The sequence below is a fragment of the Mycetocola sp. genome (assembly GCF_046716805.1).
Taxonomy (GTDB): Bacteria; Actinomycetota; Actinomycetes; order Actinomycetales; family Microbacteriaceae; genus Mycetocola_A.
This window is the reverse complement of the sequence record NZ_JBKJWH010000085.1, coordinates 38,391-62,874: the sequence shown is the minus strand read 5'-3', so window position 1 is coordinate 62,874 and position 24,484 is coordinate 38,391. Positions and strand designations below refer to the sequence as shown.

Here is a 24,484-nt window from a genome sequence, read left to right as displayed (position 1 = left end):
CGAAAAAGAGGTCGGTTAGTTGCCGAAGCCCTTGAAGCGCTTGTTGAACTTTTCGACGCGTCCTGCGGAGTCCATGATGCGCTGCTTGCCCGTGTAGAACGGGTGCGACTCGGAAGAGATCTCGACGTCGATGACGGGGTAGACGTTGCCGTCCTCCCACTCCATGGTCTTCGAGCTGCCCACGGTTGAGCGCGTGAGGAACGTCGCACCTGATGCGAGGTCGCGGAAAACAACCGGCTTGTAGTCGGGGTGGATGTCAGTCTTCATGAGGACTTCCTTGTGAGGTAAGAGGAGATTGTGTTTCAGTCTCGCTCGCACGGACTGCGCGGCAAGAAAGCGTATGGCCATCGGGCCAGCTACCTACTTTATCAGATGCCGAGCGTCACTGGGCACGCGCGCTGTAACGGCCGTCGGTCGTGCTCAGTTCGATCGGGAGGCCGAAGGTCTCCGTCAGAGTCTCGCTTGTGAGGGCCTCGGCGATCGGGCCGGATGCCACGACCTTGCCGTCGTTGAGCAGCAGGGCGTGGGTGAAACCGACCGGGACTTCCTCGACGTGGTGGGTGACCATCACGATGGCCGGAGATTCCTGCGACTGGGCGTAACCACCGAGCAGCTTGACGAGTTCTTCGCGCGCGCCGAGGTCGAGGCTGGCGGCGGGCTCGTCGAGCAGGAGCAGTTCCGGGTCGGTCATGACCGACCGTGCGATCTGCACGCGCTTCTGTTCGCCGTCGCTGAGGGTTCCGAACTGGCGCTCAGCGAGACCTTCGAGGTGCCACTCAGCGAGAACGCGCCGAGCACGCTTCACGTCGATGTCCTCGTAATCCTCGTTCCAGCGGCCGGTGACCGAATAAGCGGCGGTCATGACGACGTCGAGCACGGTCTCCTCGAACGGAACACGTCGGGCCATGGCCGTCGAAGCGATCCCGATCCGCGGGCGCAGTTCGAAGACGTCGACCTTGCCGAGCTCGGAGTCGAGGATCTCGACGGTTCCCGAGCTGGGGTGCATGAGGGTCGAGGAGAGCTGCAGGATGGTGGTCTTTCCCGCCCCGTTGGGCCCGAGCACCACCCAGCGCTGGTCCCCCTCGACGGTCCACGACACGGAATTCACGATCGCACGGCCATTGCGCACAACGGACACGTCACTCAACTGCAAAACGCTCGACATGTCCTCTAGCCTATCCGTCCGATCCGGTCGGCCGTGCCGTGGCTCGCCCGTCAGCGCGCCAGAATCGAGCGGTAGAGCGCAATGGTCTCGCGGCCGATCCGATCCCAGCTGAAGTCGCGCTCGGCTCGGAGGCGCCCCGCCTCGCCCATCGCCTTCGCGGCATCCGGATCCGAGACGACCTCGGTGAGGGCCGCGGCGAGATCAGCGACGAAACGATCGGGGTCGACGGGTGTCCCCGTGCCGTCCGTGACCTGCTCGATGGGGACAAGGCGGCCGGTGACACCGTCCTCGACGACCTCAGGGATGCCACCGGTGGCGGTCCCGACAACAGCTGCACCGCAGGCCATCGCCTCCAGGTTGACGATGCCGAGGGGTTCATAGACCGACGGGCAGACGAACGTGGTTGCGGCGGTGAGCACGGCGCACAGCTCGTTCCGCGGCAGCAGCCGGTCGATCCACACCACCCCGGATCGTTCCTTCGCCAGTTCCCGAACCCCGGCCTCGACCTCCGCGAGGATTTCTGGCGTGTCTGGTGCCCCGGCACACAGCACGAGCTGCACTTCCGCCGGCAGCATCGCGGCGGCGCGAAGGAGATACGGCAAGCCCTTCTGCCGGGTGATCCGGCCGACGAAGACGACGCTGGGACGCGTCGGGTCGATTCCGAGCGAACGCACCAGCTCGTCGTCGTGCACCCTCTGCCAGGCGGCGAGGTCGATGCCGTTGTAGATGGTGTGAACGCGGGACTCGTCCAGTGCGGGATAGCTGCGGAGGATGTCACGCCGCATGCCATTGCTCACGGCGATGACCGCATCCGCCGCTTCGAACGCGGTCTTCTCGATCCAGCTCGAGACGCGGTATCCGCCGCCGAGCTGTTCCGCCTTCCACGGGCGCAGCGGCTCGAGGCTGTGCGCCGACACGACGTGCGGGATGCCGTGCAGCAGTTTCGCAACGTGCCCGGCGCCGTTCGCGTACCAGGTGTGCGAGTGCACAAGGTCGGCTCCCGCGGCATCCTGCGCCATCAGCAGGTCGGTGCCGAGCGTGGTCAGCGCACCGTTCGCACCGGCCAGCTCAGTCGGGACTTGATACGCGAACGTGTTCGCTTCGCTGCGGTCAGCACCGAAGCAGCGCACAGTGACGTCAATCTCCCCTCGCATGGCCGAGACGAGCTCGGCGACGTGCACACCGGCCCCGCCGTAGATTTCTGGTGGGTATTCCCGGGTAAGAAGATCAACTCGCATGTCACGAAGCTAGTACAGGTATGGGGTTGCCTCTAGTCTGGGGGCATGGTCGCGATGAAGAAGATTTTTGGCATTGTCCTCGCTGGCGGCGAAGGGAAACGCCTGATGCCGCTGACCGCGGACCGGGCAAAACCCGCTGTACCGTTCGCCGGGCAGTACCGTCTCATCGACTTCGCGCTCTCCAACCTGATCAACTCCGGCTTCACCCAGATCGTCGTCCTGACGCAATACAAGTCACACAGCCTCGACCGCCACGTGTCGCAGACCTGGCGCTTGTCCGGCCTCCTCAACTCCTACGTCGCCTCGGTGCCCGCCCAGCAGCGGCTCGGAAAACGCTGGTTTTCCGGCTCAGCCGACGCGATCCTGCAGAGCCTCAACCTCATCCGTGACGAGAAGCCCGACATCGTCGTCGTCGTCGGTGCCGACCACGTGTACCGGATGGACTTCCGCGACATGGTCCAGGCCCACATCGATTCGGGGCGCGGTGCAACCGTCGCGGCGATCCGCCAGCCGATCGAGCTCAGCGACCAGTTCGGCGTGATCCAGCTCGACAAGAACGACCCGACGAGGATCGCTGAGTTCCTCGAAAAGCCGATCAACGCCGAAGGGCTCGCCGACGCACCACACGAGGTCCTCGCGTCGATGGGCAACTACGTCTTCAACACCGACGCGCTCATCGACGCCGTGACCCGCGACGGCGAGCGGACGGATTCCAACCACGACATGGGCGGCGACATCATCCCCGACTTCGTTGCTCGAGGCGACGCCGGCGTGTTCGACCTCAAGAACAACACCGTGCCAGGGTCAACGGACCGTGACCGGTACTACTGGCGTGACGTGGGAACGATCGACTCATTCTTCGAAGCCCACCAGGACCTCATCTCCACTCTGCCCATCTTCAATCTGTACAACAGCGAGTGGCCGATCTTCAGCCAGCAGCTGAATTCCCCTCCGGCGAAGTTCGTCCGCGACGCGAAGGGCAACCTCGGCCAGGTCATCGATTCGATTGTTTCGCTCGGCTCGCTCATCTCCGGTGCACATATTGAACGCAGCGTCCTCGGGGCCTGGTCGAACGTCGAGTCCGGTGCGAAGGTCGTCGACTCGGTGCTGTTCGACCGTGTGCTCGTCGGACCGGATGCCTTGGTGAAGCGGGCGATCCTCGACAAGGATGTCGTCGTCGAGGACGGCGCCGCCATCGGGGTCGACCACGACCGTGACCGCGCCCGTGGCTTCACCGTGACCGACTCAGGACTCACCGTGGTGGGCAAGGGAGTGCGCGTCTCCCGATGAGCTCCACCCTTCCGCCGTCGCCCCAGGCGCCGGCCCGGTTCCTTGTCGTGCTCGACGCCGACTCCACCCTGATCGAAAACGAAGTCATCGAACTCCTCGCCGAGGAGGCCGGCTCGCTCGCCCTCGTCGCTGACGTGACCGAACGCGCCATGCGCGGCGAACTGGACTTCGCGGAAAGCCTTCGCGGCCGCGTCGCGACCCTCGCCGGACTGCACGAGTCCGTCTTCCGGACCGTGTCGGCCCGAATCCGTCCCACTCGCGGCGTGCACCAGCTCATCGCGGGAATCCAGGCTGCCGGGGGCCGGGTCGGCGTCGTGTCTGGCGGCTTCCACGAACTGCTCGATCCCCTCGCCGCGACACTCGGGCTCGACGTCTGGCGAGCCAACCGGCTCGAGGTGTCCGGCAGTCTCCTGTCCGGGCGCGTCGACGGTCCGATCGTCGACGCAGACGCGAAGGCATCCGCCCTTCTCGAATGGGCAGCGGATGCCGGCGTGCCGGCCTCGAGGACGGTCGCGATCGGCGACGGCGCGAATGATCTGTTGATGATGGGCGTCGCCGGGCTCAGTGTCGCATTCAACGCCAAACCTGCCGTTCGCGAGCGGGCCGACGTGGTCATCGACCACGTCGACCTCGCCGACGTGCTGCCGCTGCTCGGTCTGCGCGGCTGACCCGGGGCTAGTGCCCCATCCCGAGGCCGCCGTCGACCGGGATGACCGCGCCTGAGATGTAACCGGCATCCTCGCCGGCGATCCACGCGACGACCTTCGCCACCTCGGCGGGAGTCGCGAACCGCCCGGCTGGGATGCCCTTCTTGTACTCCGCCTGGGTCGCCTCGGGCAGTTCAGCGGTCATGTCCGTTTCGATGAAACCGGGAGCGATCACGTTGGCGGTGATGCCCCGAGCGCCGAGTTCACGCGTGATCGAGCGGGCCATTCCCACGAGACCGGCCTTCGACGCGGCGTAATTCACCTGGCCGGGGCCGCCGTACAGGCCGACGACGCTCGAAATGAGCACGATCCGGCCGAACCGGGCCTTCAGCATGCCCTTGGACGCGCGCTTGACCACGCGGAACGATCCGCCGAGGTTCGTGTTCACAACGCTGTCGAAGTCGTCGTCGCTCATGCGCATCAAAAGCGTGTCGCGGGTGATCCCCGCGTTCGCGATCACGACCTCGACCGGTCCGAGCTTCTGCTCGATCTCGCTGAACGCGGCATCGATGGAGTCGGCGTCGGTGACGTCCGCGCGGACGGTGAGGCTTCCGGCCGGGCCGTCGCCCGACCGGGCGGTGACGGCTACACGGTGACCGCGCGCGACGAACTCCTCTGCGATGGCGTAGCCGATTCCGCGGTTCCCCCCTGTGACGAGTACCGTGCGCGGGGAAGAGTTCTCAGAGTGGGGCATGTCGGCCTTCCGGTGTGGAGTGGATCCCAGCGAATGCGAGTCCGGGGATTCCGCCGTGAACCCTGCTGGGGGTGCGCAAACAAGCGTAGTCTTGGAGTGAATGAAACAGCCATCCATCACTTCATTGCCGCCGTCGCCTGATGCCGACCGGCGAGCACGAATGCTCAAGTACACGATTGCTATGAGCATTCGTGTGGTGTGCCTGGTGATGATGCTGTTCGTCGATGGCTGGTGGCTTTTCGTGTGCGCCGCCGGGGCGATCTGCCTGCCGTACGTCGCGGTCGTCCTCGCCAACGTCGGTGCGCCCACTGCGGACACGACAGTGCTGCGCCCAGGCGGTGTCGTCGCCATTCCTGAGCGGAAAGCGCCTGAGGACGACGCCGAGGACCGACAGGCGTCATGATCGGATTGTTCCAGGAGCCCGGGCAGTTCACCTGTTCCCGGGCCGGTTGCCCCGCCACGGCCGGATGGCGGATCGAGTGGCGCAATCCGAAGATCCACGCCGAGGACCGGGTGAAGGTCTGGCTCGCGTGCGATGAGCACAGGAGCTACCTGCACGATTTCCTCACCGCACGGGATTTCCCCGTGACCACACTCCCCCTGACCCCGAAGGACGTTTCTTGAGCAACTGGCGATTCGTGATCAGCAAGCGGTGGTTCGGCTACCTGGCCGTCGCCGTCGTCTTCGCGGTCGTCTGTGTGCTGCTGTCCAACTGGCAGGTGTCGCGGCTGGACGAGAAGAAGCTCGAGAACTCGCGTGTTCTCGACAATTATGAGAACGATCCGATTCCGCTCGACAACGTCCTGCCCTCCACCGATGCCTGGGACGACGACCTGGAATGGACCCCCGTCACTGTCACCGGCAGCTACCTGGTCGAAGACCAGGTCCTCGTGCGCAACCGGCCCCGTAACGGGCAGCCGGGTTTCGAGGTGCTCACTCCGCTGCAGGTGTCGGACGGCAGCGTCTTCATCGTCGATCGGGGATGGCTTCCGACCGGCAATGCGCAGGATCTGCCCGACGTTGTGCCCGCCCCACCGACCGGTGAGGTGACGGTGACGGCACGCCTGAAGCCGGGTGAACCGGCCCTGCAGGGACGAAGCGCCGCTGAGGGCCAGATCGCGACCGTTGAGCTGTCCCAGTTCGACGACCGGCTCGATACCCCGGTCTACACCGGTGCATACGGGTTGATGGCATCCGAGACGCCGGCTCCCGTCGACGCGCGTCCGCTTCCGGCGCTCAAGCCGGAACTCGACGAGGGGTCACACCTGTCGTATGCCCTGCAGTGGATCGTCTTCGGCCTGCTCGGGTTCGCTTTCCTCGGCTACGCGATCCGTGAGGAATACCGTCACCTCAATGCCGACGACCCTGCAGAGCAGGCTCGCGCGGCGGAGCGGGAACGAAAGCGCGTCGCGAAACGCTCGGACGCCGACGTGGAGGACGACATCCTCGACGCATCCGTTCGCTGACCACATCGTCAGGCCAGCTCGATGAGTTCCAGGTAGTCTGTGCTTCCGGTGGTCGGCTACACCGTCGCGGAGGACTCAGGCCAGCTCGATGAGTTCCAGGTAGTCGGTGCTTCCGGTGGTCGGCTACACCGGCGGGGAGGACTCAGGCCAGCTCGATGAGTTCCAGGTAGTCCTTGTTCCAGTGGTCCTCCACACCGTCGGGCAGGATGAGGACCCGCTCCGGGTTGAGCGCCTGAACGGCACCCTCATCGTGGCTGACCAGGACGACAGCGCCCGTGAAATGTGCCAGTGCGTCGAGGATCTCGGCGCGGCTGGCTGGGTCGAGGTTGTTCGTGGGCTCATCCAGCAGAAGCACGTTCGCCCCGGAGACGACGATCATGGCGAGTGCCAGTCGCGTCTTCTCTCCGCCGGAGAGCACTCCGGCCGGCTTATGTGAGTCGTCACCGGTGAACAGGAACGATCCGAGGACCTTGCGTGCTTCGGTCTCGGTGATGTTCGGTGAACTCGACACCATGTTCTCGAGCACGCTGCGCTTGACGTCGAGCGTTTCGTGCTCCTGCGCGAAGTAGCCGATCCGAAGACCGTGGCCTGGTTCGACCTGCCCGGTGTCCGGTTTGTCGACGCCCGCGAGGATCCGCAGCAGCGTCGTCTTCCCGGCGCCGTTGAGGCCGAGAACGACGACCTTGGAGCCGCGGTCAACGGCAAGATCGACAGCGGTGAAGATCTCCAGCGAGCCGTAGCTGCGCGACAGGTTCGACGCCATCAGCGGTGTCCGGCCGCACGGAGCTGGGTCGGGGAAACGCAGTTTGGCGACCCGCTCGACGGTGCGCACCTCGTCGAGCCCCGAGAGCATCTTCTCGGCACGCGCGACCATCTGGTGCGCTGAGGCAGCCTTGGACGCCTTGGCGCCGAATCGCGCAGCCTGGAGCTGAAGCGACGTCGCCTTCTTCTCAACGTTGACGCGTTCCTTCTTGCGTCGTTCCTCGTCGGCTTCGCGCTGGCGCTGGTAGTTCTTCCAATTCATGTTGTAGACGTCGATGACCTGACGGTTGCCGTCGAGGTAGAACACCTTGTTGACGGTCTCGCCGACGAGTTCCACGTCGTGGGTGATCACGATGAACCCGCCGGTGTAGGTCTTGAGGAACTCACGAAGCCAGGTCACCGAGTCGGCATCGAGGTGGTTTGTCGGTTCGTCGAGGATCATCGTGCGGGCGTCGGAGAACAGGATCCGGGCGAGTTCGATCCGTCGGCGCTGGCCGCCAGACAGAGTCTTCAGCTGCTGGTCGAGGATCCGGTCCGGCAGGTTGAGGTTGCTCGCGATCGACGCGGCCTCCGCTTCGGCCGCATAGCCGCCGAGCATCTGGAACCGCTCTTCGAGGTTGCCGTACTTCTTCATCGCGGCGGCGCTGATCGCGGCATCCGTCGACGCCATGCCCATGGTGGCTTCCTGCATGCCGAGCACCAGGCTGCCGAGCCCGCGGGCGTTGAGAATGCGAGTCCGCGCGAGCTCCTCGGGGTCGCCGGAGCGTGGGTCCTGCGGAAGGTAGCCCAGTTCGCCTGAACGTTCGACTTTGCCGTTCGATGGCTGAAGTTCTCCGGCGAGGACCTTGGTCAGCGTGGTCTTGCCTGCGCCGTTGCGGCCGACCAGGCCGATCTTGTCGCCGTCGGAGACGCGGAAGTTGACGTCGTCCATGAGAACCCGTGCCCCGACGCGAATTTCGAGATCGTGCACACTCAGCAAAGCAGGTCCAATTCTTGACGGCGCGCCAAAAAACGGCGCAAAACAAAGGGGTCGACCCAACAGTCTACGTTGTCGGGGCTGGAAGCTCGCCCGGACCGGTTCGGGCACCGGGCTCTGCGGCGCTCGCTCCGGGTGGGATGGAGGCGATCCGTCGGATCGCCTGCTCGAGCAACTCAGGGGAGCAGGCGATGTTCATCCGCGCGAACCCGGCGCCGGGTTCACCGAAGCCCGGCCCCGGGCTGAGGGCGACTTTCGCCTCTCGGAGGATCCGTTCGGCGGGATCGCTCCCCCACCCGCGGCCCCGGAAGTCGAGCCAGGCCAGGTAACTCGCGTCGGGTCGGCGCCAGGTCACTTCCGGCAGGTGCTCCCGGAGCAGGCGGTCGAGCAGGTCGAGGTTGCGGGCGATCGCCTCAAGCACGCCGTCGAGCCACTCCTGACCGTCGGTGTACGCCGCCACGCTGGCCAGCATGCCGAACTGGCCCGTCCGCCAGGCAACCTCGAACGGCATCCGGTCGAGGACTTTGACCGGCCCCTCCCCCTCGGCCACCATAATGGCGCACTTGAGGCCCGCGATGTTCCATGCCTTACTGGCCGAGTGCACGGCAAACCCCGAAGCGCGCGCGGACGCCGAGACGCTGAGGTACGGCGTGAAGGTCGCGTCCGGCTGGGTCAGCGGTGCGTGGATCTCGTCGCTGATCACGGTCACACCGTAGGAGGCCGCGAGGTCGGCCACCCGCTCGAGCTCGTTCCTGCTGTGCGGGGAACCGAGCGGGTTGTGAGGGTTGCAGAGAAGGAATGCGCGTGCTCCGGCCGCGAACGCCGACTCCAGAGCGGCGAAGTCGAGCCTCAGACCGTCGCCGGCGTCGCGCAAGGGAACGGCAGCGACGGATGCGCCGGCTTCAGCCAGGAGGTCGAAGAACGGCGGATACACCGGCGGGGTGATCACCACAGGGCTGCCGGGCATCGTGACGCGCCGGAGGATCTCGACGATCCCCATGCTCACGTCGGCCGTTGTCAGAAGGGTGGCCGACGACAGGTCCCAGTGCCATCGTCGGCGGGTGTAGCCCCTGAAAGCGTCGGGCAGTGGGTTTGCTGACGCGACGTAGCCCGCATCTCCCCGATCGACCGCCGCGTGCAGGGCGCGGCGGATCGGCTCGGCGAGCGGATAATCCATCTCTGCGACGAACATCGGCAGAACGTCGGAGTGGTGTTCAGCCCACTTCTCGCTCGTCCGGGAACGCAGGACGTCGATCGGGTCGGAGGAGACAGCTGTCATGCTCCGACGATATCTTCTGGAACCGGGTCAGATCGAGAAGCCGAGCGCCCGCATCATGTCGCGGCCGTCATCGGTGATTTTCTCGGGACCCCACGGCGGCATCCAGACCCAGTTGATCCGGAACGCCTCGACGACGCCGTCAAGCGCCTGGGCGGTCTGTTCCTCGAGAACATCGGTGAGTGGGCATCCGGCGGAGGTCAACGTCATGTGGATGATGAGCGCGTCGTTCTCGTCGTCCCAGCCGAGGTCGTAGATCAACCCGAGGTCGACGATGTTGATCCCGAGCTCGGGATCCATCACTTCCTTGAGGGCTTCTTCGACTTCGTCGAAGCGCTGAGGGCTCAGTGTGGTCACCATGATCGAAGCTTACGCCGTCGCTTCGTTGCCGAGGAAGCGGTCGTAGCCCTCGTCCTCGAGACGGTCGGCCAGCTCAGGGCCACCCTGTTCGGCGATGCGGCCGTCAACGAAGACGTGCACGAAGTCCGGTTTGATGTAGCGGAGGATGCGCGTGTAGTGGGTGATCAGGAGGACGCCGAGGTTGGTATTTTCCTTGGCACGGTTCACGCCCTCGGAGACGATCTTGAGCGCATCAACGTCGAGGCCGGAGTCCGTCTCGTCGAGAACGGCGAAGGTCGGCTTGAGCAGCTCCATCTGGAGGATCTCGTGGCGCTTCTTCTCGCCACCCGAGAAGCCCTCGTTGACGTTGCGCTCGGCGAAGGTCGAGTCCATCCGAAGGTTCTTCATCGAGGATCTGACGTCCTTGATCCAGTGACGGATGGGCGGTGCTTCACCGTCGATGGCGGTCTTGGCGGTGCGAAGGAAGTTCGTGACAGTGACACCGGGGATCTCCACCGGGTACTGCATGGCGAGGAAAAGACCGGCGCGGGCGCGTTCGTCGACGGTCATCGCGAGAACGTCCTGGCCGTCGAGGGTGATCGACCCGGAGTCGACCGTGTACTTCGGGTGGCCGGCGATGGTGTACGCGAGCGTCGACTTGCCGGAGCCGTTGGGGCCCATGATGGCGTGGGTCTCGCCCTTCTTGATGGTGAGGTCGACGCCGCGCAGGATGGGCTTGGATCCCTGTTCGGTCTGGACACTGACGTGCAGGTCGCGGATTTCAAGTACAGCCATGAGCTCAGATCTCTTTCGTTACGGTCGGGTCGATGAAAATGTTGCCGTCGGTCAGCTCCACGAGGTAGACCGGGACGGGTTCGTAGGCGGGAAGCGACAGTGGCTTGCCCGTGAGCAGGGAGAATTGGGAGCCGTGCGCCCAGCACTCAAGGGTGTCGTTCTCGACGAACCCCTCCGAGAGCGAGATGTCACCGTGGGTGCAGGTGTCACCGATTGCGTGGACATCCCCGTTGCCGTCGAGCACAAGGGCGATCGACTTGCCGCCGACGACGACGCGTTTAGCCTCGTTGACCTTGAGGTCGCGGAGGGCGCAGACAAGTTCAGCCACGCTTAGCGTCCGTCCGTCGACAGGCTGGTTCCGTTCAGTTCTTCCTCGATGGCGATTTCAAGCCGTTCCTCGAGCGCGGCGTCACCGATCTGCTGCACGATCTCGGTGAGGAATCCGCGCACGACGAGGCGGCGTGCCTCTTCTTCAGGGATGCCGCGAGCCTGCAGGTAGAACAACTGTTCGTCATCGAAACGGCCGGTCGCGCTTGCGTGGCCGGCACCGGCGATGTCACCGGTCTCGATTTCGAGGTTGGGTACGGAGTCTGCACGGGTTCCGTCGGTGAGGACGAGGTTACGGTTCTGTTCGTAGCTGTCCGTGCCCGTCGCTGTCTGGCGGATGAGCACGTCGCCGATCCACACGGTGCGTGCGCCCGCACCCTGGAGGGCGCCCTTGTAGGTGACGCGGCTGCGGGTGTGCGGTGCGTCGTGGTCGACGTAAACCTGCTGTTCGAGGTGCTGACCGGCATCCGCGAAATAGAGACCGAGAGCTTCGACCTCTCCGCCCTGGGCGTTGAGGTGTGTCGAGGGGTTCACGCGGACGACGCTGCCGCCAAGAGTGACGACGACGTGCTTGATGCGAGCGTCGCGGCCGACGGTGGTGAAATGCGACGCGAGGTGCACGGCGTCATCGTCCCACTGCTGCACGGTGACGACCGTGAGGTTGGCGCCGTCGCCGACGAGAATCTCGACGTTCTCGGTCAGTTGTGCCTGACCGCTGTTGGCGAGGATGACGAGGCCGGTGCTGAACGGCTTGGCTTCGATGATCACGTGCGCAGCGCGTGCGCCGGTGCCGAGCGCGGAGCGGCGGACGCGGAGGGTGCTCGTCTCTTCGCCGGAGACGGTGATGGCCAGGGCTTTGTCGAACTGTGTCCAGGCGTTCGCCGATGCGCGCTCTTCAGGTGTGCCTGCTGTGCCGATCCGAGCGTCGGTGCGGTCAACCCAGCTCACGTCGAAGCCGGCGGCCAGGGTCGCGTCGACGTCGTACTCGCTGCCGTCGAGCGGCCCGTCGATCAGGCCGGCCACCCGGTCGATCGGGGTGAGCTTCCAGACCGCTTCACGACCGGTGACGGCGGGGAAATCGTCGACGTTCGTCGATGCGAACCGTTCGGAACGGGTTTGGATCGGGACGAGTCCCCATCCGCCGTCGGTGTGCTTCTTGTACCCCAGTTGCCCGGTGTTCTCGAGCTTCGTGGTTGTTGCTTCCGGCGCGGAGATCGTCATTTAGCCGACCGATCCTTCCATGCCCATTTCGATGAGCTTGTTGAGTTCGAGTGCGTATTCCATCGGGAGTTCACGAGCGATGGGCTCGATGAAACCACGGACGATCATCGCCATGGCTTCGTCCTCGGGCATGCCGCGGCTCATCAGGTAGAAGAGCTGCTCTTCACTCACCTTGGAGACGGTGGCCTCGTGGCCGAGTTGAACATCGTCGACGCGGATGTCGATGGCGGGGTAGGTGTCGCTGCGCGAGATGGTGTCGACCAGGAGGGCGTCACAGCGCACGGTGTTCGCTGAGTGGTGCGCGTTGGCATCCACCCGGACCTCGCCGCGGTATCCGGCGCGACCGCCACCGCGGGCGATCGACTTGGAGACGATCGACGACTGCGTGTACGGAGCCATGTGGATCATCTTGGCGCCGGCGTCCTGGTGCTGGCCGGGGCCGGCGAAGGCGACGGAGAGGGTCTCGCCCTTGGCGTGCTCGCCCATGAGGAAGATCGACGGGTACTTCATGGTGACCTTGGAGCCGATGTTTCCGTCGATCCACTCCATCGTCGCGCCTTCTGCTGCGGTGGCGCGCTTGGTGACCAGGTTGTAGACGTTGTTCGACCAGTTCTGAATCGTCGTGTACCGAACGCGGGCGTTCTTCTTCACGATGATCTCGACGACCGCGGAGTGCAGAGAGTCGGACTTGTAGATCGGTGCGGTGCAGCCCTCGATGTAGTGGACGTAGCTGCCCTCGTCGGCGATGATCAGGGTGCGCTCGAACTGGCCCATGTTCTCGGTGTTGATCCGGAAGTAGGCCTGCAGTGGGATTTCGACGTGCACGCCTGGCGGCACGTAGACGAACGATCCGCCCGACCAGACGGCGGTGTTCAGCGCGGCGAACTTGTTGTCGCCGGCCGGGATCACCGTGCCGAAGTACTCCTCGAAGAACTCCGGGTGCTCCTTGAGAGCCGTGTCGGTGTCCATGAAGATGACGCCCTGGCGTTCAAGGTCCTCGTTGATCTGGTGGTAGACGACTTCGGACTCGTACTGTGCGGCGACGCCGGAGACGAGGCGCTGGCGCTCAGCTTCGGGGATGCCGAGCTTCTCGTAGGTGTTCTTGATGTCGTCGGGGAGGTCTTCCCAGGTCTGTGCCTGCTTCTCCGTGGAGCGGACGAAGTACTTGATGTTGTCGAAGTCGATCTCGGAGAGGTCCGCTCCCCAGGTCGGCATCGGCTTGCGCTCGAACAGGGCAAGGCCCTTGAGCCGGCGCTGCAGCATCCAGTCGGCTTCATTCTTCAGGTTGGAGATGTCGGTGACGACCTCTGGCGAGACACCGCGGCGGGCAGAAGCACCCGCGGCGTCAGAGTCCGCCCAGCCGAATTCGTACTGCCCAAGGCTTGCGAGTTCGGGGCGGTCAATCAGAACGTCTGACATGTCAACCTCTTTCCTTCTCAGCTGCGTAACAGGATTTCTGCGCGTCGCATTCCCACGCACGCCGGAACAACAGGTGTTGCTCAGGAATGTGCGGGCGGCTGATTTGCGTATCTACAATTGTTCAAGGACGGGGGCCGCGCTGCTCCCGCGCCGTTCGCTGGCGAGCGCCAGACTTAAATGCTTGAACCCTTCGATTCTACAGGTTGTGGCGGCAAATAGCAGCAGGCGACGACCCAGTCACAGTAACAACTCACGTAGAGGAACACCCGACAGTGAATACGATCGCTCAGGCCGCCAGACGCTTCTGGAACTGGCTCCCGACAAACGTCGACCGTCGGGTCCGTGTGGTGGCGTGGTTGAACCTCGCGGCGCAGACCACGCTCGTCGGCACAGGGGGCGCCGTGCGGCTCACCGGTTCAGGACTCGGCTGCCCCACGTGGCCGAGGTGCACAGCCGAATCCTTCGTCTCGACGCCCGAGATGGGCATCCACGGGGTGATCGAATTCGGCAACCGCACCCTGTTCTTCGTGCTCCAGATCATTGCGATCTTCGCGCTCCTGTTCGTGCTGAAGTACCGCAAGCAGCGCAAGGATCTCTTCATCCTCACCGTCATCCCGGCGTGCAGCGTGCTGTTCCAGGCCGTCGTCGGCGGCATCACCGTGCTCAGCGGACTCAACCCATACGTCGTGGGTCTGCACTTCGTGCTCAGCATTGTGCTCGTCGTGCTCGCCGCCGTACTCGTCTTCCGGGTGTATCGCGGCAACGGCCAGCGGGTTCTGGCTGCGCCGGTTTGGCTTGCAGCGACCACGCACGCGGCCTCGTTCTTCGTCGCGGTGACCATCCTTGTCGGCATCCTCACCACTGGGTCAGGTCCGCATGCCGGAGACAAGGGTGCCGCGCGCAACGGCCTCGACCCCGAATCGCTGCAGCATGTGCACTCCTGGCCGGCTTACATCACCCTGGCACTGACCGTGGTGATCGTCGCGGCCGCCTGGCTGCTCCCGGTGCAGGGTCTCCGTTTCCCGTCGACGCTCCTGCTCGCCGTTGAGGGCGTACAGATTGTTGTCGGTGTGGCCCAGTCGAGGATGGGGCTCCCCGAGATCCTCGTCGGCCTGCACATGGTCCTGGCCTGTGTGCTCGCGGCCGCCATGACGGTGACCGTGCTCAACCTCAAGACGTCGACCGCTGTACCCGCTGGTGTGGAGCCGGCTGAGGCGCTTCGGGCGTCGTAGATCGCTCGGCCGGCGTGGTCCGGTAGCACTTTGAGGAGTCCCCACGTGTCGTTCGCGGAATTGAGGGGGTCCCGAATTGTCATTCCCGAACAGGCGGAACGGCACTTGGGGTCCCCTCAGTTACTCGAGTCGCGTCACAAACCTCTCCACCGGTAACGGGAACGGAGCCTCAGCAGCGAGCACCCAATTCAGTCGATCAGAACGGAAGCAGGGGGTCGATGCCCACGGCCAGGAACAGCAGAGTGAGATAGCTGATCGACCCGTGGAAGACGCGCATCGGCGAAACCTTCTCGTGTCGGATCGCCAGGTTGTACAGGCGGTGGGTCTCGAAGACGAACCAGCCACCGGATGCCACGGCGACGACCGTGTAGACGATCCCCATCGAGGCGACCGGGATAAGAAGCAGCGAGCAGGCCACCGTTGCCCAGGCGTACAGAATGACCTGAAGTCCCACCTGCGCGCGGCCGCGGACCACGGAGAGCATCGGAACCCCGGCCGACTTGTAATCGTCGCGGTACTTCATCGACAGCGGCCAGTAGTGCGGCGGCGTCCACAGGAACACCACGGCAAAAAGGATGAACGGTGCCCAGTTCAGTGAGTTCGCGACCGCGGACCAGCCGATGAGCACCGGGAAGCAGCCCGCGATGCCGCCCCAGATGATGTTTTGCGGAGTCCAGCGCTTGAGCCAGAGCGTGTAAACCACGACGTAGAAGAAGATGGCACCGACCGAGAGCGCCGCTGTGAGCGGGTTCGTGGTCAGATACAGCCACACGGTGGATGCCACCGCGAGCGCCCAGGAGAAAACGAGCGCTTCGCGGGGGCTCAGCACGCCGGTGACCAGCGGGCGGTTGCTCGTGCGCTTCATCACCTTGTCGATGTCGCGGTCGATGTAACAGTTGAACGCACCGGCGGATCCGGCGCTGAGCGATCCGCCGATGACCGTTGCGAGGACGAGCCAGAGATCGGGGATGCCGCCCTGCGCGAGGATCATCACGGGGATGGTCGTCACCAGGAGAAGTTCCATCACACGGGGTTTCGTGAGGGAGATGTACCCCTTGACCTTGTCGACGGCGTTCACGCGTTGTGGCGTGACGCGGTCTTCTACAGCAATGTTCATCGCTCCTCTAACCGGTGGCTTGCCTCCCCATTCTAGGCGAGAACTCCGCGAGGGCATGGCCGCCGGCGGGCTCGCCGTTCGACGTAACCATCACGCCACCGGGATGCGGGGTTCCCTATACTGGAGACGCTCGCCTTAACCGTTCGCGGCGCTATGTTCTTCCTGCTCTCCTTGCGGGACGGGTCGCGTCCGGCGGAGCCAATGAAGCCAATGTGCGTGTTACGCGCCTCATCGGCGGGCCAGAGATGGCCCGACGATTTCGATCAGAAGGGTCACTAAAGTGGCAGCTTTGCAATGGGATTCCATTGACAACACGGCGGTAGACACCGCCCGCCTCCTCGCAGCGGATGCGGTCGAGAAGGTTGGGAACGGCCACCCGGGCACGGCAATGAGCCTCGCCCCCGCCGCTTACCTGCTCTTCCAAAAGGTCATGCGGCGCGATCCACGTGATCAGCACTGGCTCGGCCGGGACCGCTTCGTGCTCTCCGTCGGCCACAGCTCGCTGACGCAGTACGTCCAGCTGTACCTGGGTGGTTACGGACTCGAACTCGACGACCTCAAGGCGCTGCGCACCTGGGGCTCACTCACCCCGGGTCACCCCGAATTCGGTCACACCGACGGCGTGGAAATCACCACAGGCCCGCTCGGTCAGGGACTCGCCTCAGCCGTTGGCTTCGCCTACGCGGCGCGCTACGAGCGCGGCCTGCTCGACCCCGACACGGCGGTCGGCAAGAGCCCGTTCGACCACTTCGTCTACGTCGTCGCCGGTGACGGCGACCTGCAGGAAGGCATCACCAGCGAGGCATCCTCGCTCGCCGGCCACCAGCAGCTCGGCAACCTGATTGCCATCTACGACAGCAACCAGATTTCGATCGAAGACGACACCAACATTGCTTTCACCGAAGACGTCGCCAAGCGGTACGAGGCGTACAACTGGCACGTGCAGACGGTTGACTGGAAGAAGACCGGCGACTACGTCGAGGACATTCATGCCCTCAACGACGCCATCGAGGCGGCGAAGGCCGAAACCGACCGCCCCTCGCTGATCATCCTCAAGACGATCATCGGCTGGCCCAGCCCGAAGAAGCAGAACACCGGAAAGATCCACGGTTCAGCACTCGGTGCAGACGAACTCGCCGCGGTGAAGGAAGTCCTCGGCTTCGACCCGGCTGAAAGCTTCGTCGTCTCGGATGAGGTCCTCGCCCACACCCGCAAGGCCGTCGATCGCGGCGCAGCCGACCGGGCGGAATGGCAGAAGGGCTTCGACGCCTGGAAGACCGCAAACCCGGAAAAGGGTGCCCTGCTCGACCGCCTGCTCACCGGTGAACTTCCGGACGGCGTCGAAGACGCGCTTCCGGTCTTCGAACCAGGCAAGGACGTGTCAACGCGTGCGGCATCCGGAAAGGTGCTCAACGCTCTCGGACCAGTCATCCCCGAACTCTGGGGTGGTTCAGCGGACCTCGCGGAATCCAACAACACCACCATCGAAGGTGCCGCCTCATTCGTTCCGAGCGAGCACTCCACCGGTGAATGGACCGGCAACGAGTACGGCCGCGTGCTGCACTTCGGCATCCGCGAGCACGCCATGGCCGCGATCCTCAACGGCATCGTCCTGCACGGTCCCACCCGCGCCTACGGTGGAACGTTCCTCATCTTCAGCGACTACATGCGTCCGGCCGTCCGGCTCGCAGCTCTGATGAACGTGCCCTCGATCTTCGTCTGGACGCACGACTCCGTCGCGCTCGGCGAAGACGGCCCGACACACCAGCCGATCGAGCAGCTCGCTACCCTCCGCGCCATCCCGAACCTCGCGGTCGTCCGCCCCGGCGACGCCAACGAGGTCGGCTACGCCTGGCAGGAGATCCTCACCCGCCGCGGCGGCCCGGCCGGCATCGCGCTGACCCGCCAGAACATCCCGGTGTTCGAACGGGGTACCGGCGAAGCAACCGGCGAGACCTTCGCCGCTGCGTCAAACGTCGCAAAGGGTGCGTACATCCTCGCCGAAGCTCCCAACGGAACCCCCGACGTGATCCTCATCGCCACCGGGTCTGAGGTGCAGCTGGCCGTGAACGCCCGCGAAGCGCTCAAGGCCGACGGTGTGAACGCCCGCGTCGTCTCGGTGCCCTGTCTCGAATGGTTCGAGGAGCAGGATGCCGCGTATCAGGAGAAGGTTCTCCCCGCGGAGATCACCGCGCGGGTTTCGGTCGAGGCCGGACTTGCCCTGACCTGGAAGAGCATCGTCGGCGACGCCGGCCGCTCCGTGTCGATCGAACACTTCGGCGCATCCGCCGACTACAAGACCCTGTTCCGCGAGTTCGGCATCACCACTGAAGCCGTCGTCGCCGCCGCCAAAGAAACGCTCGGCAAGTAACGCCGGGCACAAGGAGAAATCATGACTGAGAACACCCCCACCGCCCAGCTTTCCGCCGCCGGCGTCAGCATCTGGCTCGACGACCTTTCCCGAGGCCGCATGGACTCGGGCAGCCTGCAGCAACTCATCGACACCCGCAACGTCGTCGGGGTCACCACCAACCCGACCATCTTCGCCGGTGCGCTCAGCAACGGTGAAAGCTACGCCGAGCAGGTTTCCGAACTCGCGGCTGCCGGCAAGGATGTCACCGAGGCGGTCTTCGAGATCACCACCGCCGACGTCGCCCGCGCCGCCGACCTGTTCCGCCCGATCTACGACGCCACCCACGGTTTCGACGGCCGGGTGTCGATCGAGGTCGAGCCGCGCCTCGCCAACGACGCCGCAGCGACCATCGCGGAAGCAAAGTCACTCTGGGCGAAGATCGACAAGCCCAACGTGATGATCAAGATTCCGGCAACTGTTGAGGGCCTCGAAGCCATCACCGCGGCGATCGGCGCAGGCATCAGCGTCAACGTGACACTCATCTTCAGCCTGCAGCGTTACCGCGAGGTCATGAACGCCTACCTCACCGGTCTCGAGCAGGCCAAGGCCGCAGGCATCGACCTGTCCACCATCCACTCCGTCGCCTCCTTCTTCGTGTCGCGTGTCGACACGGAGATCGACAAGCGCCTCGTGGCCGTCGGCACGGACGAAGCGCTCGCGCTCAAGAGCAAGGCGGGCGTCGCCAACGCCCAGCTGGCGTACGAGGCCTTCGAGCAGACGTTCGCATCAGAGCGCGCAGCGGGCCTGCTCGCCGCCGGCGCGAACAAGCAGCGTCCGCTCTGGGCGTCGACCGGTGTTAAGGACCCGAGCCTGCCCGACACCCTGTACGTGACCCAGCTTGTCGCCGAGGGCGTCGTCAACACGATGCCTGAGAAGACCCTCGAGGCCACCTTCGACCACGGCAAGATCGATGGCGACACCGTCACCGGTTCGTATGACGAGGCCAACAAGGTCATGGACGCCATCGCAGGCCTCGGTATTTCGTATGACGATGTCACCGCGCTCCTCGAGAAGGAGGGCGTTGAGAAGTTCATCGTCTCCTGGAACGAACTCCTCGACACCGTCACCCAGTCGCTGGCGGCCGCAAAATGAGCTTCAAGATCCACGTCTCCGGCGCCGCACAGGCTGCCGTGGACGCGGTCATGCCCACTCTCGTGGCCGACATGGTTGCCTCGGGGATCACGGGTCAGGACGCCGCTTTGTGGGGTCCTGACTCGGAGGATGAAGCGTCCAGACGTCTCGGCTGGACCGAGGCAACCACGGTCTCGCGTCCTCTGATTCCCCAGATCGAGGCGCTTCGCGCCGAACTGACGGAAGCAGGAGTGGAGCACATCGTCCTCGCCGGGATGGGCGGCTCGTCGCTCGCGCCCGAGGTCATCACCCGCACCCTGGGCGGCAACCTCACGGTTCTCGACTCGACAGCCCCAGGACAGGTCCTCGCGGCCCTCGCCGACCGGCTTGAGGCATCCGCCCTCGTCGTCTCGTCGAAGTCCGGATCGACCGTGGAGACCGACAGCCAGCGTCGCGCGTACGAAAAGGCGTTCACCGACGCCGGAATCGACCCGCGCGGCCGCATCATCGTCGTGACCGACCCGGGCTCGCCGCTCGATGCATCCGCCCGTGAAGCCGGCTACCGCGTCTTCAACGCCGACCCGAACGTCGGAGGCCGGTACTCAGCGCTCACCGCCTTCGGCCTCGTGCCGTCAGGGCTGGCGGGCGTCGACGTCGGTGCGCTTCTTGACGAGGCCGATTCGGTCGCCGTCGAGCTGTCGATCGATGACAAGCACAACCCGGGCCTGATCCTCGGCGCGGCGATCGCCGGAACGAGCCCGCTTCGCGACAAGCTGGCCATCGTCGCCGACGGCACGCACATCGTCGGATTTCCCGACTGGGCAGAACAGCTTCTGGCCGAGTCCACCGGTAAGCAGGGCACAGGACTGCTCCCCGTCGTCGTCGACACGTTCGCCCCGGAACTCTCCGGCGAATACGCCGACGTCCAGGTGGTCCGGCTGGTCGATGACGCGACCCAGCTGCACCTGTTCCCGCGCGACCGCCACGAGGGCGAGATCCTCGTGTCCGGCACGCTCGGCGCACAGATCCTGGTCTGGGAATACGCGACAGTGATTGCCGGACGGATCCTCGGCATCAACCCCTTCGACCAGCCCGACGTCGAATCTGCCAAGATCGCAACCCGCGGCCTCCTCGACGCGCGCCCCGAGTCGACAGCGCCGCTGTTCGCCGAGAACGGCATCGACGTACGCGGCGACGCGACGGTACTGGGCCAGGCGACGACGGTGAAGCAGGCGATCGACGCGTTGATCGCTCAGCTCGACGACAACGGCTACCTCGCGGTGCAGGCCTACGTCGACCGGGTCGCGCTCCCCCAGCTGGAAGGCATCCGCAGCATGCTCGCGGGCGTGGCCGGACGGCCGGTCACCTTCGGGTGGGGCCCCAGGTTCCTGCACTCCACCGGTCAGTTCCACAAGGGCGGTCCAGCGGTAGGCGTGTTCCTGCAGATCACCCAGGACTCCCCCATCGACCTGGACGTTCCTGGTCGCCCGTTCACCTTCGGCCAGCTGATCCAGGCACAGGCGCAGGGCGACGCGAGCGTGCTCGCGGATGCCGGTCGGCCGGTCGTCACGCTTCACCTGACGGACCCGGAGAACAACATCGTGTCACTGTTTGAGGCCATCAACTAGCGGTCGCTGGTTGGCCGTTACCTAGGAGCTGCATGTCCCCGGTGGATATCACCCCCGAATTCAACCCACTGCGGCTGGATTCTGATCGTCGTTTGAACCGCATCGCCGGGCCGAGCGGGCTCATCATTTTCGGTGTGACAGGTGACCTGTCGCGCAAGAAGCTGATGCCTGCCGTGTATGACCTCGCGAACCGAGGACTGCTTCCTCCCGGTTTCTCCCTGGTTGGTTTCGCCAGGAGGGACTGGGAGGATCAGGACTTCATGGAGGTCGTTCATGAAGCGGTGAAGTCGTACGCGCGCACGGAATACCGGGAAGAGGTCTGGAATCAGCTCGCCCAGGGCATCCGTTTCGTCCCGGGTGAATTCAGTGACGACCAGGCTTTCGAGCACCTCAAGGAGACCGTCGAGCAGCTGGACGCCGAACGGGGCACCATGGGCAACCATGCGTTCTACCTGTCGATCCCGCCGAAGGCGTTCCCCGCGGTCACCGAACAGCTGCGACGTTCCGGGCTGGCAGACGCCAGCGAGGGCCAGTGGCGCCGTGTGGTCATCGAGAAGCCGTTCGGGTCCAACCTGAAGACCGCTCGTGAGCTGAACACCGTCGTCGAATCGGTCTTCCCGCCGGACTCCGTCTTCCGGATCGACCACTATCTGGGCAAGGAGACGGTGCAGAACATCCTCGCGCTGCGCTTCGCCAACCAGATGTTCGAGCCGATCTGGAACTCGCACTACGTCGACCACGTCCAGATCAGCATGGCCGAGGACATCGGCGTCGGTGGACGTGCCGGGTATTACGACGGGATCGGGGCGGCGCGCGACGTCATTCAGAACCACATCCTGCAGCTCCTCGCCCTCACGGCGATGGAGGAGCCGCTCTCCTTCGACGCGAAGGACCTGCGCGCTGAGAAGGAGAAGGTGCTCGCGGCGGTCAGCCTGCCGGAGGACCTCGGGACAGCGACCGCTCGGGGACAGTACGCGGGCGGCTGGCAGGGCGGCGAGAAGGTCCCAGGGTTCCTCGAGGAAGACGGCATGTCGCCTGAATCGACGACCGAGACCTACGCGGCCATGCGTCTTGACATCAAGACACGACGCTGGGACGGGGTTCCGTTCTACCTGCGTGCAGGCAAGCGCCTCGGCCGCCGGGTGACCGAGATCGCCGTCGTGTTCAAACGGGCGCCACAGTTCCTCTTCGCCGAAAGCCAGACGTCTGAGCTTGGCCAGAACGCGCTCGTGATCCGTGTGCAGCCCGATGAGGGTGTCACCATCCGCTTCGGATCGAAGGTTCCAGGGGCAGGCACCCAGGTTCGTGACGTGACGATGGACTTCGGCTACGGCCACGCCTTCACCGAGGCGAGTCCTGAGGCCTACGAACGGCTCATCCTCGACGTGCTGCTCGGAGACCCGCCGCTGTTCCCGCGTCATGCGGAGGTCGAACTGTCGTGGAAGATCCTCGACCCGATCGAAGAATACTGGGCCGCTCAGGGCGGTCCTCTCGAACAGTACCTGCCGGGCTCCTGGGGCCCGAATTCCGCCGACGAGCTTCTCGCCCGCGACGGACGCACCTGGAGGCGACCATGATTGTCGATCTGCCCGACACCACCATCAGCAAACTGTCGAAGCGACTTGTCACCCTGCGGGAAGACGGCGGGGCGGTCGCGCTCGGGCGCGTGCTCACTCTCGTCATCGTGTCCCAGCTCGGCGAGGAGGAAGAAGCGATCGAAGCAGCGAACGACGCTTCACGCGAACATCCCATGCGTGTGCTCGTCTTCTCCCGCATCCCGGGCACTGCCGACGACACCGCGAGGATCGACGCCCAGATCCGGGTCGGCGGAGACGCCGGAGCGAGCGAAGTGATCATTTTGCGCGCCTACGGTGAAGCAGCCGACAACGAAGTGAGCCTCATCAACGGCCTGCTCCTGCCGGACGCACCGGTGGTCGCCTGGTGGCCGATCGAGGCGCCGGCCGATGTGGCGAAGACCGCGATCGGTCAAATCGCCCAGCGGCGGATAACGGATGCCTCCGAGCACGAGGACCCGCATGCCGCCCTTCTCGCCCTCTCCGATTCGTACGCACCGGGCGACACCGACTTCGCCTGGACGAGGTTGACCCTCTGGCGGGCCCAGCTCGCCGCGGTGCTCGACCAGCCACCGTACGAGCCAGTGACCGGTGTCACCGTCGCCGGTGCCGCCGACTCGGCGTCCACCGTCCTGCTCGCGGCCTGGTTGCAGATGCAGCTGCAGGTACCTGTTGTGCAGGAGTTGACCCCGCGTGGTTCAGGCGACACCGGGATCCACGGAGTGCGACTGACCCGAGCCACCGGCGACATCGTCCTCGAGCGCCCGCACGACACCATTGCGAAGCTCACCCAGCCGAACCAGCCGACTCACGAACTGAGCCTGCCGAGGCGGAGCCTCCGCGACTGCCTCGCCGAGGAGCTGCGCCGACTCGACCCCGATTCGTTGTACGGTGAGGTGATCACCAAGGGTGTGCGCCAGCTCGGAGTGGAGAGCGCCACCGGGGAAGGTAAAACTCAATGACGAACGAACGACGCGTGCTCGTGCACGCCGACAGCGACGCCCTCGCCGCCTCCATCACAGCACGGTTCCTGACCAAGACGGTCGACCTGCTCGACGAGCTTGACCGGGTCAACATCGTGCTCGAAGGCGGCCGCGTCGCGGTGAAGATCCTCGGTGCCATCAACGCGTCGCCCGCCCGGGACAGCGTCGACTGGTCACGCGTGCACTTCTGGTGGGGTGACGAACGGTGGCTCCCGGCCGGAGACCCTGAGCGTAACGAAGTGAAAGCGCGTGAGGCCCTGCTCGATCACCTCGACATCCCCGCCGCCAATATCCACGCCTGCCCGTCCTCGGACGGCGCGCTCGACCTCGATGCGGCAGCGGCCGCCTATGCGGGCGAACTTGCGGCGAACGCCGACGGCGAGAACGCGTTGCCCCGATTCGACATCACCTTCCTCGGCGTCGGTCCTGACGGACACACGGCATCCCTGTTCCCGGACCGTCCCGAGGTCCTCGAGCGGGAGGCGACGGTCGTGGCAGTGCGCAATTCCCCCAAACCGCCGCCCGAGCGTATCAGCCTGACCCGCCCGGCGATTAACTCGTCACAGCGGATCTGGGTCGCGCTCTCCGGTGCGGATAAAGCATCGGTCCTCGGCCTTGCCCTCGCCGGCGCCGCGTACACCGAAGTCCCGATCGCCGGGATGAAGGGCCGCAAACGGACGGTCTTCTTCGTCGACTCAGACGCCGCATCCGAGGTCCCTGAGAACCTCATCGCCAATACCTACTGAGCCAGCTCGCTGAAAAGCAGGAAGCCCCCGTCGGAATCGACGAGG

24 protein-coding genes are annotated in these 24,484 nt (G+C 65.1%); 12 read left to right on the top strand and 12 right to left on the bottom strand.

Going from position 1 to position 24,484, the window contains the following annotated elements; all coding sequences use genetic code 11:
* Nucleotides 1-15 precede the first annotated feature (15 nt).
* The 3 genes from ACLQ62_RS07230 to glgA form a co-directional block, all read right to left on the bottom strand.
* Nucleotides 16-267: a type B 50S ribosomal protein L31 gene (locus ACLQ62_RS07230; RefSeq protein ID WP_411720973.1), complete on the bottom strand. Its 252-nt coding sequence runs from the start codon at nucleotides 265-267 to the stop codon at nucleotides 16-18.
* A gap of 115 nt (nucleotides 268-382) precedes the next feature.
* Complete coding sequence (locus ACLQ62_RS07225; protein ID WP_411720972.1) at nucleotides 383-1,165, bottom strand: ABC transporter ATP-binding protein; 783 nt, start codon at nucleotides 1,163-1,165, stop codon at nucleotides 383-385.
* Nucleotides 1,166-1,215: 50 nt separating this feature from the next.
* Nucleotides 1,216-2,403: a glycogen synthase gene (glgA, locus tag ACLQ62_RS07220; RefSeq protein WP_411720971.1), complete on the bottom strand. Its 1,188-nt coding sequence runs from the start codon at nucleotides 2,401-2,403 to the stop codon at nucleotides 1,216-1,218.
* Nucleotides 2,404-2,448: 45 nt separating this feature from the next.
* On the opposite strand from glgA, the gene ACLQ62_RS07215 reads away from it, so the two are divergent.
* Together ACLQ62_RS07215 and serB are read left to right on the top strand one after the other, a co-directional pair.
* Nucleotides 2,449-3,693, top strand: coding sequence for a glucose-1-phosphate adenylyltransferase (locus tag ACLQ62_RS07215; protein ID WP_411720970.1), 1,245 nt, complete (start codon nucleotides 2,449-2,451; stop codon nucleotides 3,691-3,693).
* Nucleotides 3,690-4,361, top strand: a complete 672-nt coding sequence (gene serB / locus ACLQ62_RS07210) for a phosphoserine phosphatase SerB (protein ID WP_411720969.1) — start codon at nucleotides 3,690-3,692, stop codon at nucleotides 4,359-4,361. The genes ACLQ62_RS07215 and serB overlap by 4 nt, the downstream gene beginning before the upstream one ends.
* 7 nt (nucleotides 4,362-4,368) lie before the next feature.
* On the opposite strand, the gene ACLQ62_RS07205 is transcribed toward serB, so the two are convergent.
* A complete protein-coding gene (locus tag ACLQ62_RS07205; protein WP_411720968.1) occupies nucleotides 4,369-5,094 on the bottom strand; it encodes a beta-ketoacyl-ACP reductase in 726 nt (241 codons plus the stop codon).
* Between the two features lie 100 nt (nucleotides 5,095-5,194).
* Here ACLQ62_RS07205 and ACLQ62_RS07200 point away from each other — a divergent pair, with 100 nt between their 5' ends.
* From ACLQ62_RS07200 to ACLQ62_RS07190, 3 genes are read left to right on the top strand one after another with little or no spacing between them, the layout of a single operon-like run.
* Entirely contained in the window at nucleotides 5,195-5,497 is a 303-nt protein-coding gene (locus ACLQ62_RS07200; protein ID WP_411720967.1) for a DUF3099 domain-containing protein, read from the top strand.
* Nucleotides 5,494-5,718: a hypothetical protein gene (locus tag ACLQ62_RS07195; RefSeq protein ID WP_411720966.1), complete on the top strand. Its 225-nt coding sequence runs from the start codon at nucleotides 5,494-5,496 to the stop codon at nucleotides 5,716-5,718. The genes ACLQ62_RS07200 and ACLQ62_RS07195 overlap by 4 nt, the downstream gene beginning before the upstream one ends.
* Nucleotides 5,715-6,560, top strand: coding sequence for an SURF1 family protein (locus tag ACLQ62_RS07190; protein ID WP_411720965.1), 846 nt, complete (start codon nucleotides 5,715-5,717; stop codon nucleotides 6,558-6,560). Before ACLQ62_RS07195 ends, ACLQ62_RS07190 begins: the two co-directional genes overlap by 4 nt.
* Nucleotides 6,561-6,702: 142 nt before the next feature.
* Here ACLQ62_RS07190 and ACLQ62_RS07185 read toward each other — a convergent pair whose 3' ends face one another.
* The 7 genes from ACLQ62_RS07185 to sufB form a co-directional block, all read right to left on the bottom strand.
* A complete protein-coding gene (locus ACLQ62_RS07185; protein ID WP_411720964.1) occupies nucleotides 6,703-8,301 on the bottom strand; it encodes an ABC-F family ATP-binding cassette domain-containing protein in 1,599 nt (532 codons plus the stop codon).
* Between the two features lie 64 nt (nucleotides 8,302-8,365).
* On the bottom strand, nucleotides 8,366-9,577 hold the full coding sequence (locus tag ACLQ62_RS07180) for a MalY/PatB family protein (RefSeq protein WP_411720963.1): 1,212 nt from the start codon (nucleotides 9,575-9,577) through the stop codon (nucleotides 8,366-8,368).
* Nucleotides 9,578-9,604: 27 nt separating this feature from the next.
* Entirely contained in the window at nucleotides 9,605-9,934 is a 330-nt protein-coding gene (locus ACLQ62_RS07175; RefSeq protein ID WP_411720962.1) for a metal-sulfur cluster assembly factor, read from the bottom strand.
* A 9-nt stretch (nucleotides 9,935-9,943) separates the two neighbouring features.
* Nucleotides 9,944-10,708: a Fe-S cluster assembly ATPase SufC gene (gene sufC / locus ACLQ62_RS07170; RefSeq protein WP_411720961.1), complete on the bottom strand. Its 765-nt coding sequence runs from the start codon at nucleotides 10,706-10,708 to the stop codon at nucleotides 9,944-9,946.
* Between the two features lie 4 nt (nucleotides 10,709-10,712).
* Nucleotides 10,713-11,036, bottom strand: coding sequence for a non-heme iron oxygenase ferredoxin subunit (locus ACLQ62_RS07165; RefSeq protein WP_411720960.1), 324 nt, complete (start codon nucleotides 11,034-11,036; stop codon nucleotides 10,713-10,715).
* A 2-nt stretch (nucleotides 11,037-11,038) separates the two neighbouring features.
* On the bottom strand, nucleotides 11,039-12,250 hold the full coding sequence (gene sufD / locus ACLQ62_RS07160) for a Fe-S cluster assembly protein SufD (protein WP_411720984.1): 1,212 nt from the start codon (nucleotides 12,248-12,250) through the stop codon (nucleotides 11,039-11,041).
* A 6-nt stretch (nucleotides 12,251-12,256) separates the two neighbouring features.
* Nucleotides 12,257-13,675 carry a Fe-S cluster assembly protein SufB gene (gene sufB, locus ACLQ62_RS07155; RefSeq protein WP_411720959.1) on the bottom strand — a complete coding sequence of 473 codons (1,419 nt, stop codon included), beginning with the start codon at nucleotides 13,673-13,675 and terminating at the stop codon, nucleotides 12,257-12,259.
* A gap of 272 nt (nucleotides 13,676-13,947) precedes the next feature.
* On the opposite strand from sufB, the gene ACLQ62_RS07150 reads away from it, so the two are divergent.
* Nucleotides 13,948-14,907 carry a COX15/CtaA family protein gene (locus tag ACLQ62_RS07150; protein ID WP_411720958.1) on the top strand — a complete coding sequence of 320 codons (960 nt, stop codon included), beginning with the start codon at nucleotides 13,948-13,950 and terminating at the stop codon, nucleotides 14,905-14,907.
* Nucleotides 14,908-15,103: 196 nt separating this feature from the next.
* Here ACLQ62_RS07150 and ACLQ62_RS07145 read toward each other — a convergent pair whose 3' ends face one another.
* Nucleotides 15,104-16,024 (bottom strand): heme o synthase, encoded by a 921-nt coding sequence (locus ACLQ62_RS07145; RefSeq protein WP_411720957.1) that lies wholly within the window; start codon nucleotides 16,022-16,024, stop codon nucleotides 15,104-15,106.
* A gap of 280 nt (nucleotides 16,025-16,304) precedes the next feature.
* Between ACLQ62_RS07145 and tkt the strand changes: the two genes are divergently transcribed.
* The 6 genes from tkt to pgl are packed head-to-tail and all read left to right on the top strand — an operon-like array spanning nucleotide 16,305 to nucleotide 24,439.
* A complete protein-coding gene (gene tkt, locus ACLQ62_RS07140) occupies nucleotides 16,305-18,395 on the top strand; it encodes a transketolase (RefSeq protein ID WP_411720956.1) in 2,091 nt (696 codons plus the stop codon).
* 21 nt (nucleotides 18,396-18,416) lie between these two features.
* Nucleotides 18,417-19,529 carry a transaldolase gene (gene tal, locus ACLQ62_RS07135; protein ID WP_411720955.1) on the top strand — a complete coding sequence of 371 codons (1,113 nt, stop codon included), beginning with the start codon at nucleotides 18,417-18,419 and terminating at the stop codon, nucleotides 19,527-19,529.
* Nucleotides 19,526-21,136: a glucose-6-phosphate isomerase gene (locus ACLQ62_RS07130; RefSeq protein ID WP_411720954.1), complete on the top strand. Its 1,611-nt coding sequence runs from the start codon at nucleotides 19,526-19,528 to the stop codon at nucleotides 21,134-21,136. Before tal ends, ACLQ62_RS07130 begins: the two co-directional genes overlap by 4 nt.
* Before the next feature lie 32 nt (nucleotides 21,137-21,168).
* Nucleotides 21,169-22,713 carry a glucose-6-phosphate dehydrogenase gene (gene zwf / locus ACLQ62_RS07125; protein WP_411720953.1) on the top strand — a complete coding sequence of 515 codons (1,545 nt, stop codon included), beginning with the start codon at nucleotides 21,169-21,171 and terminating at the stop codon, nucleotides 22,711-22,713.
* On the top strand, nucleotides 22,710-23,672 hold the full coding sequence (locus ACLQ62_RS07120) for a glucose-6-phosphate dehydrogenase assembly protein OpcA (RefSeq protein WP_411720952.1): 963 nt from the start codon (nucleotides 22,710-22,712) through the stop codon (nucleotides 23,670-23,672). Before zwf ends, ACLQ62_RS07120 begins: the two co-directional genes overlap by 4 nt.
* On the top strand, nucleotides 23,669-24,439 hold the full coding sequence (gene pgl / locus ACLQ62_RS07115) for a 6-phosphogluconolactonase (RefSeq protein ID WP_411720951.1): 771 nt from the start codon (nucleotides 23,669-23,671) through the stop codon (nucleotides 24,437-24,439). The genes ACLQ62_RS07120 and pgl overlap by 4 nt, the downstream gene beginning before the upstream one ends.
* Nucleotides 24,440-24,484: the final 45 nt, after the last annotated feature.